The 14,667-nt window shown below is 63.6% G+C and carries 9 protein-coding genes; 6 read left to right on the top strand and 3 right to left on the bottom strand.

Features of this window, described 5'->3' with window-relative positions; all coding sequences use genetic code 11:
• Positions 1 to 85 precede the first annotated feature (85 nt).
• Positions 86 to 895 carry a M57 family metalloprotease gene (locus ABIB44_RS15190; protein ID WP_354585500.1) on the bottom strand — a complete coding sequence of 270 codons (810 nt, stop codon included), beginning with the start codon at positions 893 to 895 and terminating at the stop codon, positions 86 to 88.
• Between the two features lie 525 nt (positions 896 to 1,420).
• Between ABIB44_RS15190 and ABIB44_RS15185 the strand changes: the two genes are divergently transcribed.
• The 4 genes from ABIB44_RS15185 (at position 1,421) to ABIB44_RS15170 (ending at position 5,488) form a co-directional block, all read left to right on the top strand.
• A complete protein-coding gene (locus tag ABIB44_RS15185) occupies positions 1,421 to 3,103 on the top strand; it encodes a PSP1 domain-containing protein (protein WP_354585499.1) in 1,683 nt (560 codons plus the stop codon).
• Between the two features lie 35 nt (positions 3,104 to 3,138).
• Positions 3,139 to 3,633, top strand: coding sequence for a gliding motility lipoprotein GldH (locus ABIB44_RS15180; RefSeq protein WP_354585498.1), 495 nt, complete (start codon positions 3,139 to 3,141; stop codon positions 3,631 to 3,633).
• 106 nt (positions 3,634 to 3,739) lie between these two features.
• Positions 3,740 to 4,054: a hypothetical protein gene (locus ABIB44_RS20535; protein WP_502916499.1), complete on the top strand. Its 315-nt coding sequence runs from the start codon at positions 3,740 to 3,742 to the stop codon at positions 4,052 to 4,054.
• Positions 4,055 to 4,216: 162 nt separating this feature from the next.
• Complete coding sequence (locus tag ABIB44_RS15170) at positions 4,217 to 5,488, top strand: hypothetical protein (RefSeq protein ID WP_354585496.1); 1,272 nt, start codon at positions 4,217 to 4,219, stop codon at positions 5,486 to 5,488.
• A gap of 85 nt (positions 5,489 to 5,573) precedes the next feature.
• On the opposite strand, the gene ABIB44_RS15165 is transcribed toward ABIB44_RS15170, so the two are convergent.
• The gene (locus ABIB44_RS15165; protein WP_354585495.1) at positions 5,574 to 6,545 is read right to left on the bottom strand and encodes a hypothetical protein; all 972 of its coding nucleotides are present in this window, start codon (positions 6,543 to 6,545) and stop codon (positions 5,574 to 5,576) included.
• 107 nt (positions 6,546 to 6,652) lie between these two features.
• Here ABIB44_RS15165 and ABIB44_RS15160 point away from each other — a divergent pair, with 107 nt between their 5' ends.
• Positions 6,653 to 7,249, top strand: a complete 597-nt coding sequence (locus ABIB44_RS15160; protein WP_354585494.1) for a DinB family protein — start codon at positions 6,653 to 6,655, stop codon at positions 7,247 to 7,249.
• An 87-nt stretch (positions 7,250 to 7,336) separates the two neighbouring features.
• On the opposite strand, the gene ABIB44_RS15155 is transcribed toward ABIB44_RS15160, so the two are convergent.
• Positions 7,337 to 8,077, bottom strand: coding sequence for a porin family protein (locus ABIB44_RS15155; protein WP_354585493.1), 741 nt, complete (start codon positions 8,075 to 8,077; stop codon positions 7,337 to 7,339).
• 251 nt (positions 8,078 to 8,328) lie between these two features.
• Between ABIB44_RS15155 and ABIB44_RS15150 the strand changes: the two genes are divergently transcribed.
• Positions 8,329 to 14,577: an alpha-2-macroglobulin family protein gene (locus tag ABIB44_RS15150; protein WP_354585491.1), complete on the top strand. Its 6,249-nt coding sequence runs from the start codon at positions 8,329 to 8,331 to the stop codon at positions 14,575 to 14,577.
• The last annotated feature ends 90 nt before the right edge of the window (positions 14,578 to 14,667 follow it).

The raw sequence follows: 14,667 nt of genomic DNA, 5'->3' as shown, positions 1-14,667 counted from the left end.
AAAATCCGGACGGCACTGGCTAAGAAACAAGGGGCCTCGGTTTAAGCTGAGGCCCCTTGTTTTTAGCCAGTGCCGTCCGGGTAGACTAGTAGATGTAGTTGAGCGCCGTCAGGTCGTTGGCAGTGAAGGGACGGTTAACACCGTTGCCCACGCAAGCCAACATCCAGGAGTTCGGCTCAGCCGACGAAGGCGTACCGGGGATAAGGATGGCTCCCACCGTGCTGGCACCTTCGTTAGAAGCGCTACCGCCGCAGCTGTAGGCGCGGTTGTAGTAGTCGGTGTGGCGCATGCCGATGCAATGGCCCATTTCGTGGGCCATGATGGTGGCGATGTAGTTGGTGTTGGAGCTGTTGATGACGTTAGGCACCAGCGTGAAGCCCGGCGCGGGGTTGCCGCCGCTGGGGAAGCCGCCCGACTGGCCCAGCACGCCTGTGCCTAGGTTCGACGAATATTTTACGGGCAGGTCGGCTCCGCTGGTGCCGATGCGCCGGAAATTCAGGCGCAGGTTGGCCGCATTGTAGCGCCGGATGGCCTCGTCGATGGCCGTTACGTAGGCCGAGGGAAACGAGCTGCTGATGCTTACGGTGAGCGTACGCGGCAGGCTGCCTACCAAGTTGGTGGTGCGGTACTGTTCAATATCACCCACGCGCATCAGCTGCTGAATGGCCGAAGCACCCAGCATCTCCGGCGTGAGGAGGATATCACCTTCTACTACATATCCCTCGTCAACCTTGCGAACATCGCTCGTGCCAAAGCCCATGGCCTTAATTTGAGCGCTTACCTCTGCGGTGATAGTCGGGGAAGTGGCAGCCACTTCTTCTTTCTTACTGCACGACGAAACTGCCAGGGCACCGCCCAACAGCGCAAACAGTGGGAGAAGGTTGAATTTTTTCATAGAAGTTTTGATGTGATTGTTTGGTGAATGATGGACGAATATAGCGGCAGAAGCATTGCGAGCAAGGGGAGCGAAAAGACCTTTTTTTGAAAATAATACAAAAAACAGTCTACTTGCTACTAAAAACGGCATTTTATTCATCAGTTGATTAACAATAATGACAAAATTTTGTAAACAGCAGTGAAATAAACTATTAGAATAATGAAATCAGAAAAGGAGTGGTGGGGTGAGCACTGTTGAGATTGGTTGCCAAGCCTAATCTTGCCGATGGGGCTTGGCATAAGTAGCCGCCGGAGCAAGCACTTCAGCAGCCTGTCGGGGCCCAATGGGAAGCAGGGCCGAACCTCGCTGTCCTAATTGTGTATCTTTGCTAAGAACCGAATTCCCGCGAAAACCTGCTTTTCGCTCAACTATATAAGTATCTGACTAGTGGCTTGTTCAACCTGTTCTTCCGGCGGCGGCTGCGGCACTAAGCCGGGCGGCTGCAAATCCAATGGCGGTTGCAGCACCGGCGGCTGCAACCGCATGAATGTCTTCGATTGGCTCCAGGACGTGGAGGTGCCCGACTCGTTCGCCGGCTTCGACCTCGTGGAGGTGCGCTTCAAAGGCGGCCGCAAGGAGTTTATGCGCAACGACTTGCGCCTGCCCCTCGTGACGGGCGACGCCGTGGTGGTGGATGCAGCCGGCAGCGGCTGGCACCTGGGCCACGTTTCGCTCAAGGGCGAGCTGGTGCGCCTGCAAATGCGCAAAAAGAAAATCCCAACCGACTCGAAGGAAATCCGCAACATTCTGCGCGTGGCCACGCCCGACGACGAGGAGCGCTGGCAAGCCGTGCGCGACCTCGAGACCGGTACCATGTTCCGGGCCCGGGCCATGGTGAGCGAATTGCGCCTACGCATGAAGCTGAGCGACGTGGAATACCAGGCCGACCGCACCCGCGCGCTATTCTATTATTCGGCCGACGACCGGGTGGACTTCCGCGAGCTCATTCGCCGCCTGGCCGATGAGTTCCGGGTGCGCGTGGAGATGCGCCAGATTTCGCTGCGCCAGGAGGCCGGCCGCATCGGTGGCCTTGGTATCTGTGGCCGTGAGCTGTGCTGCTCGACTTGGCTCACCGATTTCAAAACCGTGAGCACCACCGCCGCCCGCTACCAGAATCTGAGCCTGAACCCGCAAAAGCTGGCTGGCCAATGTGGCCGACTCAAGTGCTGCCTCAACTATGAGCTGGACGCGTATCTGGATGCGCTCAAGGACATTCCGCAGGTGCAGCGCCCGTTGAAAACCAACAAGGGTGAGGCCTTTTTGCAAAAAACCGACATCTTCCGCCGCCGCATGTGGTTTGCCTTTAAGGGCGACAACAATTGGGTGATGCTCGACACGGCCCGCGTGCGCGAGCTGCTGGAAATGAACAAGCGGGGCGAGGTAATCGAGAGCCTGCTGCCACCCCGCGAAGAAGCCCCCGAGCCCGAAGTTTCGGCCATCGTAGAAGGCTCGCTCGACCGCCTGGACGACAAAATTAAGTCGAGTGGCAAGCGCAGCAAGCGCAAAAAAGGCCGTGGCGAAGGCGAGGTGCCCGCCACCGAAGCCCGCGCACCGCGTGAAGGCCGCGAGCCGCGAGAGCCCCGGACCCCGCGCGAACCCGGCGCGGAGACCAGCGAAGGCCGCGCGCCGCGTGAAGGCCGCGAAGCCCGACCCACCCGCGAGCCGCGCGCCCCGCGCGATGGCCGCCGCCCGGCCGGAGCCGCACCCGGCGGCCCCCGGCCGCCCGAGCAGATGACCAGCCCTGGCCCCGGCGACCCCGACAACCCCGTACCAGCCCTCGGCGATGTGCCCGAGCAGCGCGGCCGACGCGGAGCCGCTGCCCGCCCCCTCAACCGCCGGGGCGGCCGGGGCCGCAGCGATACGCCACGCGACGGGGCGGGCCCCGCCCCGGAAGGTGGCGAGCCCCGCCCCGAAGGTGGCCGTAACCGCCGGAGCGATGCCCCGCGCCGGAGCGACGACGGTGGCACGACTCCCCGGCCCGCGGCCGAGGGCAGCGAAGCCCGGCCGCGCCGCGAAGGTGGCGAGCGCCGCCCCGAAGGCAGTGCCCCGCGCGAAGGCAGTGCCCCGCGCGAAGGCCGCGGTGGCCGCAACCGGCGCGGCGGCCGTGGCCCGGCTGGCGAGGGCGGTGCGCCTGCCGGCCCCGCCGCCCCATCAGCGGGAGCCTAAGGCGGCGGTTTTTCTAAGTTTATCAGTACAACCGCATGAACCAGCGCTTTGCCTTTCGTTTGGCTGTCGGGTTGGGGGTTGTGAGCCTGCTCACGGCCTGCGACCCCAACCGCATATTCGAAAAGAACACCGATTTTCCGACCTCCTCCTGGGACGTACAGCAGCGGCCGACTTTCACGTTCGCCATTGCTGACACTACGGCCCGGTACGATGTGTACTTCAATGTGCGCTACGCCTCGGCCTACGGCTATTACAACCTGTATCTGCAGGCCTCACTTAATGGTCCGGGCGGTCCGGTGGGGCGGCCCATGCTGCACCAGCTGCTGTTGCTCGACCCCAAAACCGGGGAGCCTAAGGGTAATGGCACCGGCGATATCTACGACCTGCAGGCCCTGGCCATGCCCAACCAGCGCTTCGCCCGGCCCGGCGACTACACCCTCACCCTGGAACAGTACATGCGCCAGGACCAGCTGCCCGGCCTGATGGCCGTGGGCGTGCGCGTAGCCAAGCACGCGGCCGGTGGTAAGTAGCTGATTTTGAACGTATTTGTCAGTAAAATGCATAATCCCGCTGCCATTTTGCGATGTAAAAAAGCCGGTTCCGCATCATGCGAAACCGACTTTTTATTTTTAGCGAGTGTACGAAGCAATGGCCTCAGGAGCGGAGCTCCAATCTTTTCATGCACTACTGAAGGCGGGTTACTTTGACGGCGTTGGGGCCTTTTTTACCTTCTTTGATTTCGAATTCCACCCGGTCGCCATCCTGAATTTCGTGGATGAGACCGGTTTGATGGACGAAAATTTCTTCTTGATTATCGTCGGCGACGATGAAGCCGAAGCCTTTGGAGTCGTTGTAAAACTTAACGGTACCGGTGAGCATAGTGGGGAGGGGGATGATAATGGAGCGCCGCTGCTGCTACCCGGGGCGGACCGGCGGGTGGAGCCAGCGTAGGAATAACTAGCTGCAACGCCGTAAAGGTAAAATCCGGGCGGCGAACCAGCAGCATGGCCGGTTGGGGGCGGCGGCGATACCAACCAGCCGGGCAGGGGCGCGTATAGCCGGGAGCCATTTGGCCCGCGAATTTACTGCTCATTCATTATTCCACCCTCCGCCATGTCCCACGAGCCCGAAAACCTGAACACCGAATCCAACGACATTGCCGGCAACCGTATCGACGGGCCCGTGGGCAACACGGCTACGCAGCATACCGCTCCCGGCACGGGCGTGGGCCAGCCCGGGGGCGCGCCCAACGAGCCCGACAGCGCCGGCCCAACGGCCGCGCCGGTATCGAGCGAGTCGCTGGCAGCTTCCGAAACCAGCCCGGGCCAGGGCGCGGTTGGCTCCGAGGACAAAACGGAGGAGAACAAGGAAGCCGACCCCGCCACTTTAGACCCAGCCAACAGTACTCCCGGCGCAACCTACGGTGGTAATTTCGGCAACAGCACTCAGGACAGCTACCACGACCAGGCCCGCCGCGACAACCAGTACAGCGATGCCAACCGCGGCGAGTTTGGTGCGGAAAGCCAGGCTGGTACCACTCATGGCGGCTTTGGCAACCAGAACCGGGTGGCCGACTACGAGCCCCGCGACTCGGCCGAAGACCGATACTACGGGGGCCCCGGGGCTCCCGGGGTGCAAGCCAACGCCTACCGGGCCTACGATGGCCGCGACGAGCGCCCCGACGCCCGCAGCGAATACGGCTTCGAGCGCGGCACCGCGCCTGCTCCCGGTGGTGGCGAGCCAGCCGCCGGCCCCACGGCCCAGCGCGGTGAGCTTGGCAGCCCCGCCGGCGACAACCGCAACCAGCCCGACCGGGCCGACGCCGCCAGCGCCCACCAGGACGACAATGGCTCGCGCAAAGGCCCGGATAGCGGTTACGCGGCCGACTATGGGCATACTTCCCTGCCCGGGGCCGGCGCGGGTAGCCCCTCGACAGAGCCCGTGGCCGAACACCGCAACCAGACCGAAGATTACCTGCCCACGCCCAGCGATACCGATAGCCAGGGCCGGGCCGTAGCGCCGGCCGCGGCAGCCGATGCGCGCGGTGTTCAGCCCGCCAGTAGCGAAGGCTACGGCAACCGGGGCCGCCAGGACCCGGCGCAAACTCCCGATTACCAGACCGGCAACGACCGCAATGGCTACACCCAGCAGCAGGCCAACAATGGCGACGCAGCGCAGGGAATAGGCTCGCGCGGAGGCTCTTACAACGACGCCTACGATGATAGCAAGCCGGGCAGTAGCGCGGGCTCGCCGGCTGCTGGCGACCAGCGTATTGAAGACCGCGACGCTAATTACGGGGCCACTGCCCGCGAGGAAAACCGCGCTTCCAGCGAAGAGAACGAGGCCGACCACGGCGCGCCCCAACGCAACGAAGGCCGCGAGTAGGAGCAAGCTTCAAAGGAGAAAAAAAGGAACGTCATGCTGAGCGTAGTCGAAGCATGACGTTTTTTTATGGCATTACCTGGAAAAGCTAGCGGTGGATTTTTACTCCGATATCGTACTGGTAGCGGGGGCGGCCGCCGAGCGGGATGGCAAAGAAGGGCAGGGCCGTTTCGTATTGGTCGGTCACGTAGAGGACCATGTCGTTGGGCGCGGGCTTGGTGGAGGTGAGGCGAAAATCGAGGCTCAGGCCGTGCTCTTTGCCGGCGATGGGAAAGATGCTGCTCGCCCATTCGCCGTCGCCGCTCATGGTGCCGGGCTGGCCGTTTTTGGCAATGCTGAACACGCTGAGGGTGGCCGCGTTATCCACATCGTAGTTGCTTTGCTTGATGCTCACCACCTTGTCGTTCACGAAGGGATACAGGTGCACCGTGGTTTTGCTGGCCGTGGCCGGCAGCCGGAAGCAGTACTCATAAGTGAAGGCATTGCCGCCCTCGACCGACACATTTTCGGTCGGGCTGGTGCTGAAAAAGTAGCGGTACAGGTTGCCATCGTTGCCGCTCAGGCCCCGGGCCACCAGCTTAAACACGCGGCCCTGAAACTCTTCCACCGGCTCGCCTTCGAGCGGGTTGAGGGGCCCGAAGGTGTACCACTTGCCATCGTACTGCGGCTCGCTGCCAAACGACTGGCTTTTGAGCAGGCGGCCGGTGGGGGCGGGGTTGGTGGGGCGCGGGTCGCGGGCCTGCGGGCCACTGAAGGTGCCCGGCCCGCCGTACAGGCTGAAGGAGGTGACAGTGTTGGCGGCTCCTTTCAAATCGTCGTTTTTACCCCCGCAGTCGGGGTCGTACACGCGGATGTAAACGGGGGTGCGCTGCTTCTGCGGCACGAGAAAAAAGAAGGTCTGGCTGAAGTCGTCGTCGCCCCACTGCTTGTCCGATTGAGCTCCGAAAGTTATCAGGCTTTCGACGCGTTCGCCGGGGTTGGGCACGGCCTGGGCCAGGGCGGAGGTAGCAGTAGCCAGCAGCAGGGCCGCGCTGCCACACCAAAAACGAGGATGATTCATGCCGACAAGATACCGCCTGCCGTCGAATTGGCCCGCGCCGGGGAACGTCGGGGGGCGCAAAATCGGTTGATGGGGCGTATGTTTATGCCTCGTTAGCCCCTGCGCCTATGCCCGCCGCCGTCCGCGCCACTTCTGAGTTCTTCGACCAGCTCACCTTCGATTTGCTGAAGCTGCGGGTAGTGGCCCAGCAACGATTTCGCCCACTGAGCGCTGAAGAGCTAAACCGCCGGCCCGGCACGGGCCGCTGGAGCACCGGCCAGTGCCTCGAGCATCTCAATATTGTGGGCGGGCACTACCTGCCCACCATCGCGGCCCGCATCAAGCGGGCGCAGGCGCGCGGCTCGAAGCCGGCGGCTGAGGCGAAGCACGGCTTTATTGGCCGGAAATTTATTGAGGCCATGCGCGCCCCGGCTAGTGAGAAGCCCCGTACCACGCCCCGTCGCTACGCGCCCACCGGCACCCGCCTGCCACGCACCGTGGCCGAGGTATTCAGCCGCCAGATTGATGAGCTGCTGCGGCTGGTGCTGCTGGCCCGGCAGGTGAACGCCAACGCCGTGCGCATTCCCAATCCCCTGTTTCCGTTGATTTTGCTGCGCCTGACCGACCAGCTGGAGTTTCTGGTGGTGCACATTCAGCGGCACGTGGCCCAGGCCGAGGCCGTGCTGGCGGGCATCAGCGCGCGCACGGCGGCCTCGGCGGCGTAGCAACCAGTTCGTTGTTCAATTCAAAGAACACAAAAAAACCGCGCGGTCTCACGGTCGCGCGGTTTTTTGCTTTGGGAACAAGTACAGCTACTTACCGCCGAAGAAATAGTTGGCCGATAATTGCAGGACGCGGTTGTGGGCACTAACGCCCTGGTCCTGGCCTTGGCTATCGTTCGGCACGATGTTGCCCAGGCCCAGGCCGTAGCTGACCTGCACCTGAAACGGCCCTTGCCGGTAGCCAACGCCGCCATTGAAGCCGGCATCGAGCCGGCGCACGTACGTTTCATTGTCCTTCAAATTGCTAGGTTCCTGGTTGGCAAAATTCAGGGTTCCCGTGCCGGACTCGTGTTTATCCACAAAAATAGCCGGGATAACCATGCTGGATTCGTAAGGCACGCTGCCACTTACGCCCAGGGCCAGGTAAGGGCCGGCAAACACCTGCAGGCCGTGGTCGCCGCCGCTGGTGTACACGAAGTTCAGCGGCAGCTCCAGGTAGTTGATTTTTAGCGTGCGCTTATCGGAGTAGGTGGCCGTGACGCCGTTGTTGGTGGAGCTGCCGCTTTCCTCCACTTTGAACCCTTTTTGGGAGAACAGCAGCGAGGGCTGCAAGGCCAGATGGCCAGTCAGGTTGATATCGGCCGTTACCCCGAACTGAAAACCGCCAATCTGCTTGGGGTTCGCCCCATCGATATTGTCGCCGCTGAGGGATACGGTGGCCAGGTTGCCGCCTATACGCGGGCCAAAGCTGATGGTGGATTGCGCCTGCGCGGTGGTAGCCGCCCCGGCCAGGCCGGTTATCAGGAGGAATGCAGAAAATACGTTTTTCATGGAAAGGAAAAGAGCTTGGGGAGAGATAAAAAGGCCCGCCGGATTTTCCTGCGGGTGGCGTTAACAACAAATATAGATGGATATTTCATCGGTTATTCATTGCCCGGACCAGCTGCTGCTGCCTGGGCCGACGAGCAAAGCCGGTAGCCCGCGCCAAAGCCGATTTACTGGACAGCTTCGAGTGCGGTGTGCAATAAAACCGGGCCGGGCATCTTTTAGGTCGTAACCGTTCGTTCCCTTTTCCTTGGCCCATGCGTTTGTTCCTGCTTGCCTGCCTGCTCCTGACTATGCTGTTTAGCGCCGACTCGGCCGCGCCCGTGCCGCCCGGCACCTACGCCGCCCGCTGGAAAAAAATCGATGCCCTGCTCCGGAAGGACCAGACGGCCACTGCCGCGCCGCTGGTGGAGGCCATTTATCAGCAGGCCAAAAAGGCCAACGACAGCCCGGCCTACGTGCGGGCGCTGCTCTACAAAATCCGGCTGCTGAATGCGAAGCAGGACGATGCCGACGAAAAAGCCATTGGCCTGCTCGAGGCCGAACTGCCCACGGCCACGTTTCCGGCGCGGCCCGTTCTGCACTCGCTGCTGGCCGGCCTGTATACCGGCTACCTCGACCAGCACCGCTACGCCCTCTACCAGCGCACGGCTGGCGCGGCTCCGACCGTGGACGGCCGCCCCGCCGACGGCGATGCGGCCGCCGATGGCGGTACCGGCCTGGCCACCTGGGACGTGGGCCGGCTGGGCGCGGCCATTGTGCGGCACTATTACCAGTCGGTGGAAGACGAGCCGCAGCGCCAGCTGAAAACCACGCTGGCCGAGCTGGGCGACCTGGCCGTGGGCGGCGATGCCGAGGGCCGTGCTCTGCGCCCCTCGCTGTACGACCTGCTGGCCCAGCGCGCCATCGAGGGCCTGAAAAACCAGGAGCTGTACATAACCAAGCCCGAGCAACAGTTTCAGCTAACGGAGCCGAAGCTATTTGGCCCCGCCGCCGAATTTGCCGCCCTGCGCCTGCTGGCCCCCGAGGCCGACTCGCTGAACGGCCAGCTGCACGCGCTGCACCTGTTGCAGCGCCTCACGGCCTCGCGCCAGCAGCTGGTCCCCCAAAACCAAGCCGCGCTGGCCGACGTGGATTTGAGCCGCATAGACTACCTGCACGGCCTCACCCAGCATACCGACCTAGCCGCGCAGTACGAGCCGGCCCTGGTGCGAATGGCCGAGACGTACCGCGACCTGCCCATCAGCACCGAGTTTATGGCCCGGCGGGCCGAAGCGGTGCACGAAGCGGGCAACAACGTGGCCGCCGTGAAACTGGCCCGCGAGGCGGAGGCCTGGTTTCCGAAGTCGCGCGGCGCGGCGCGGGCCCGGCAGCTGCGCCAGCAGATTGAGCAGCCCGAGCTGGCGTTTTCAGCAGCTGATATCGTGGTGCCCAACCAGCCCTGGCGGCTCGACGTGACGGCGCGGAACGTGACTGAGCTGCATGCCCGGGCCTACCGCGTTTCGCTGAAGGAATGGGAGACATCGGGGGAGTACGATGCGAAGAATCGCACCGTGGCGCAGCGCTACGCCCGGGCACTGAAAGCGGCTCCGGCTGCCACCTGGGCCGTGCCGGTGCCCGCGCATCCGCAGGATTATAAGGAGTTGGCATTTGGGGCGGCGGGCGCAGCGCTGCCGTTGGGCTATTATCTGGTCGTCATCAGCAACCAGGCGGAAAAGCCGACGGAGCCACGGGCTGGGGCGGTAACGAGCTACGGTTTCGTGGGGGCTAGTGCGCTGAGTGCGGTGCGCCGTGCCAACGCGGCCACCGGCAATACTTCGTTGCTGCTACTTAACCGCCAGAGTGGCGCGCCACTGGCTGGCATAAATTGTCAGGCCACTTTCAGCGTGTACAACCGCGAGAAGCAGCGCGACGAACGCCGCCTGGGGGCCGTGCTGCAAACCAGCGCGGTTGGCGAGGTCGAAATTCCCGGCCCGAACGCGGCCAACGATGCCCTCGGCCGCGAGCAGTTGACCAACGTGCGGGTGTGGCAGGACCGCGACACGCTGCTACTGCCCCTCAATGCGTACTACTTTCCCGGCCGCGATGCCCCCAGCGAGCAGGCCCAGCGCCGCACCTTTCTCTTCACCGACCGCGCCATTTACCGACCCGGGCAAATGCTGTTTTTCAAGGGGATTTTGACCGAAAGCCGGAGTGGCAAGGCCCGCATTCTGCCCACCGAATCGGTGAGCGTACGCTTGGTTGATGTGAACGGCCAGACCGTGCAGACGTTGCCCTTCACCACGTCGGATTTCGGCTCGTTCAACGGCTCCATCGTGTTGCCCACGGGCCTGCTGAATGGTGAAATGACCCTGCAAACCGACCACGGCAGCATCGGCTTCGCGGTGGAGGACTACAAGCGGCCCACCTTCCTGGTCACGCTGGATTCGGTGCCCGGCCGGCCGCAGCTGGGCCAGCCCCTGACGGTGACCGGCCGCGCCCGCGCCTACGCCGGGCAGGCCACCGACGGGGCTACGGTGCGCTACCGCATCACGCGCCGCGAGCTGTTTTCGCTGTTTGATTACGGCTTCGGTGGGCGCGGCATTTACGCGCCGGGCCGGGGTGAGGGCAGCCAGGAAATTGCCCACGGCACTACTGCTACCGATGCCGAGGGCCGCTTCACGCTCACCTTCACGCCGCCGCCGGGGCCCAAAGCATCGGGGCGCAACCGTGGGTGGGAGCCGGGCTATTTGTTCGAAATAACCGCCGACGTGACCGATGCGGCCGGCGAAACCCGCACCGGCACCCGCGGGTTGGCCATTGGCCGCAATCCGCTCAGCCTGCGTCTGGTGGGGCCGACTGAAATCGACAAGCAGCAACTGCCCACCATCACCCTGCTCGGCACCAACGCCACCGGCGAGCCGCTGCCCGCCACCGGCACGCTGCGCCTGCTGGCCCGCCGTTACCGGCCCAACCCGCCCGGCGTGCCTGGCCCCGCGCCCCAAACCACCGAAAACGAAGCCGCGCCGGAGCCAGTCAAAACCCTGCCTTTCGACACCAAAGCCAGCGCGCGGCTGGCGGTAGCCGCGCTGCTGGCCGACGTGCCCACCGGCCGCTACCGCCTCGAAGCCCTCGCCGCCGGAACCGACTCAGCGAAAGCGCAGCTTGATTTCACGCTCTACGATTCGCAGGCCCCCACCGTGCCCTTCGCTACGCCCGACTGGTTTGTGGCGCTGGCCGATACCGTGGCCCCGGGCCAGCCCGCCAGCCTATTGCTGGGCAGCAGCGAGCCCGGGGGGCGCATCCTGCTGGAAGTGGAGCGCGAAGGCCAGCTGCTGCGCCAGGAGTGGCTGACGCTGAACGCCAACGAGCAGCGGCGACTCAGCCTCGAAAGCGGCCCGGCGGCGGCCGTAGGTCCGCTTTACATCCACACCACGCAAGTGCGCGACGGGCATTTATACATCCACACCGCGACGGTGCTAGTGGCGGAGAAGCCGCAGCCGCTGCAATTAGCCATTGCCACCTTCCGCGATAAGCTCCAGCCGGGCCAGAAGGAAACCTGGCGCGTCACCATCCACCAAGCCAACGGCCAGGCCGCCGAGGCCGAGCTGCTGGCCACCCTCTACGACCAGAGCCTGGATGTTTTCCGGCCGCACAGCTTCATGGGGCTGGAGTTTGGGCAGGGTTATTACCCGGCGCGGTTTGGCTGGCAGGGGCAGTTTGGGCAGGTGAGTTCGGAGCCACTTTTTAATAGCGAAACCGCAGGGTATATACCTGAAGTGCGCTACCCGGAATTGAAAACTTGGGGAAGCTACTTGGAGGAAGTTCCTGACCGGGCGGAGTTAAGAGATAAAGTGGTGCGAAACATGGCGGTGCGTGGAAAAGCCGATATGGAAATGGCCGCGCCTGCCCCAATGGCTTCGGCAGCAATGGCTGATTCTGCGCCAGGTAAGGGTCAAGAAATCAGGCTACGCGGAACCCGTAGCTCGACTCCAAGTGGGGAAGGCTCTGTAAGCCGGCGCTCAATGGGATTGGAGCCCGCCGCCCCCGACCTCACCGCCGTGCCCACCCGCTCCGATTTTCGCGAAACGGCTTTCTGGCAGCCCGCTTTGCACACCGACAAGAACGGCGACATGGTGCTCGAATTCCAGATGCCCGAGGCCGTGACGCGCTGGCAGCTGCTGGCCCTGGCCCACGACAAAGCCCTGCACACCGGCCAGCTGGCCCGGCAGCTCGTCACCCAAAAGGAAATCCAGATTACGCCCAACGCGCCGCGCTTCCTGCGGCCGGGCGACACGTTTACCTTCCCCGCCAAGTTCTCGAACCTGACCGACCACGCCACCAGCGGCACCGCGCAATTATTCCTACTTGATGCGGCTACGGGCCAGGATATCACCAGCCAACTGCTGAAGGGCCCAGCGCAGCAGGCTGTGTCGGCCGCCGCGCACCAAAGCGCCGCGCTGGGCTGGGAGCTGAGCCTACCGAGTGATTTCGCGCCGGTGGCAGTGACGTACCGGGTGGTAGCGCAAAGTCAGTTAGCAGTTAACAGTGAACAGTTAACCGATAAAAAGAGCAAGCGAGCTAAAAAACTCAACTCTCAACCCTCACCCCTCAACACTTACTCGGATGGCGAGGAAAACACCCTGCCCGTGCTACCCAACCGCATTCTCATCACCGAGAGCCTACCGCTGCCCATTGTGGGGCCGGGCACGCGCGCGTTCGAGCTGACGAAGCTGACGAGCACCAGCAGCCCCACGCGGCGCAATTACTCCCTCACGTTGGAAATGACGGCCAACCCCGCCTGGTACGCCGTCCAAAGCCTGCCCTACCTGATGGAGTACCCCTATGAGTGCTCGGAGCAAACTTTTAGCCGCCTCTACGCCAACCTGCTCGCCGCCCAGATTCTGAAGTCGAATCCCCGCTTCAAAACCGTGCTGGCCGAGTGGACGCGCCAGGCCCAAAGCGGTACCGCCGCCCAGCGCAACGCCCTCGAAAGCAAGCTGGCCCAGAACCAGGAACTGAAAAATCTGCTGCTCCAGGAAACGCCCTGGGTGCGCGACGCGCAGGGCGAAACCGCGCGTCTGGCCCGCCTCAGCGAGCTGTTCGACGAAACCCGCCTGCGGGCCGAAACCCGCCAGGCCCTGGCCCGGCTCCAGCGCCAGCAGCTGCCCACCGGAGCCTTTCCGTGGTTCGAGAAAATGCCCGCCGACCGCTACATCACCCAGCTCATCGTGGCCGGTTTCGGCAAGCTGAAAAAGCTGGGCGCTTTTGATGCCAGCCAGGATGCTACCGCCCAGGGCATGCTGCAACAGGCCCTGCGCTACCTTGATGCCGAGTTAGCCGACGACTACCGCACCCTGCGCCGCGAGAAAAACGTGAAGCTGGCCGACAACCACCTCGGCGACCTGCATATTCAGGCCCTCTACGCCCGCAGTTTCTGGCCGCAGCAGCCCGAGGCACCCGCTGCCAAAACCGCTTTCGCCTACTACCGCACGCAGGCCGCTAACTACTGGCCCGCCCAAACCCGCTACCTGCAAGCCCAGATTGCCCTGGCCCTGCACCGCACCGACGCGAACCAAAGGTCAGCGCCAGCTAAAGCTCCCGCCGCCACCGATATTCTGCGCGCCCTGACCGAAAATGCCCTGCACGCCACCGAGCTGGGCATGTATTGGAAGGAAGTGCGCGGCGGCTACTATTGGCGCGAGGCCCCCACCGAAACCCAGGCCACCCTCATCGAGGCCTTCGACGAAGTAAAAAATGACCAGAAGTCGGTGGACGAGATGAAGCTCTGGCTGTTGAAGCAGAAGCAGACCCACAGCTGGGAAAGCACCCGCGCCACCGTCGATGCCTGCTACGCCCTACTGCTGCGCGGCTCCGACTGGCTCGCGCCCACCCCGCCGCTGCAAGTGCGCGTGGGCGGCGAACTCATTGGGCCCGGGGCCGCGCAGGCCGGTACCGGCTACGTTAAAACTAGTTGGCCCGCCGCCGAAATCAAGCCCGCCCAGGGCAAAGTTACCCTCACCAAGCCCGACGCGGGCGTGGCCTGGGGCGCGCTCTACTGGCAGTATTTCGAAGACCTCGACCAGGTAACGACCGCCGCCACGGCGCTCAGCCTCCAGCGCCAGCTCTACCGCGAAGTGCGCACCGCCGGCGGCCCCGTGCTCGAAAAGCTCACGCCCGCCACGCCCCTCAAAATTGGTGATGCGCTGGTGGTGCGCCTCGTGCTGCGCACCGACCGCGCCTTGGAGTACGTGCACTTGAAGGACCAGCGCGCCGCCGGCCTCGAACCCATTGCCCAAACCAGCGGCTACCGCTACCAGAACGGCCTGGGCTACTACGAGAGCCCGCGCGACGCGGCTACCAACTTTTTCCTAAGCGAAGTGCCGCGCGGTACCCACGTGTTCGAATACCGGCTGCGGGCCAGCCAGGCCGGCGATTTCTCGGGCGGCCTAAGCCAGGCGCAGTGCCTGTACGCTCCCGAATTTGGAACCCAGTCGGCTGGCACACGGTTGTGCGTGAATCCGTAGCACGATTTTAGCGGAGTAGGATAAAACAGGCCGTTAGAGGACGGAAACGGCCTTGTGATGGTTTAGATGCGGGTTGGGCTTGCATTTAAC

Source organism: Hymenobacter sp. UYCo722 (assembly GCF_040547115.1).
Lineage (GTDB): Bacteria > Bacteroidota > Bacteroidia > Cytophagales > Hymenobacteraceae > Hymenobacter.
Note: the sequence above shows the minus strand (reverse complement) of the source record. Positions and strands in the feature narration are given on the sequence as shown.

What these genes read in the sequence shown, in the direction of transcription:
- ABIB44_RS15190 (WP_354585500.1), bottom strand. Translation starts at nt 895, where the DNA reads ATGAAAAAATTCAACCTTCTCCCACTGTTTGCGCTGTTGGGCGGTGCC.
- ABIB44_RS15185 (WP_354585499.1), top strand. Translation starts at nt 1,421, where the DNA reads ATGAATGTCTTCGATTGGCTCCAGGACGTGGAGGTGCCCGACTCGTTC.
- ABIB44_RS15180 (WP_354585498.1), top strand. Translation starts at nt 3,139, where the DNA reads ATGAACCAGCGCTTTGCCTTTCGTTTGGCTGTCGGGTTGGGGGTTGTG.
- ABIB44_RS15170 (WP_354585496.1), top strand. Translation starts at nt 4,217, where the DNA reads ATGTCCCACGAGCCCGAAAACCTGAACACCGAATCCAACGACATTGCC.
- ABIB44_RS15165 (WP_354585495.1), bottom strand. Translation starts at nt 6,545, where the DNA reads ATGAATCATCCTCGTTTTTGGTGTGGCAGCGCGGCCCTGCTGCTGGCT.
- ABIB44_RS15160 (WP_354585494.1), top strand. Translation starts at nt 6,653, where the DNA reads ATGCCCGCCGCCGTCCGCGCCACTTCTGAGTTCTTCGACCAGCTCACC.
- ABIB44_RS15155 (WP_354585493.1), bottom strand. Translation starts at nt 8,077, where the DNA reads ATGAAAAACGTATTTTCTGCATTCCTCCTGATAACCGGCCTGGCCGGG.
- ABIB44_RS15150 (WP_354585491.1), top strand. Translation starts at nt 8,329, where the DNA reads ATGCGTTTGTTCCTGCTTGCCTGCCTGCTCCTGACTATGCTGTTTAGC.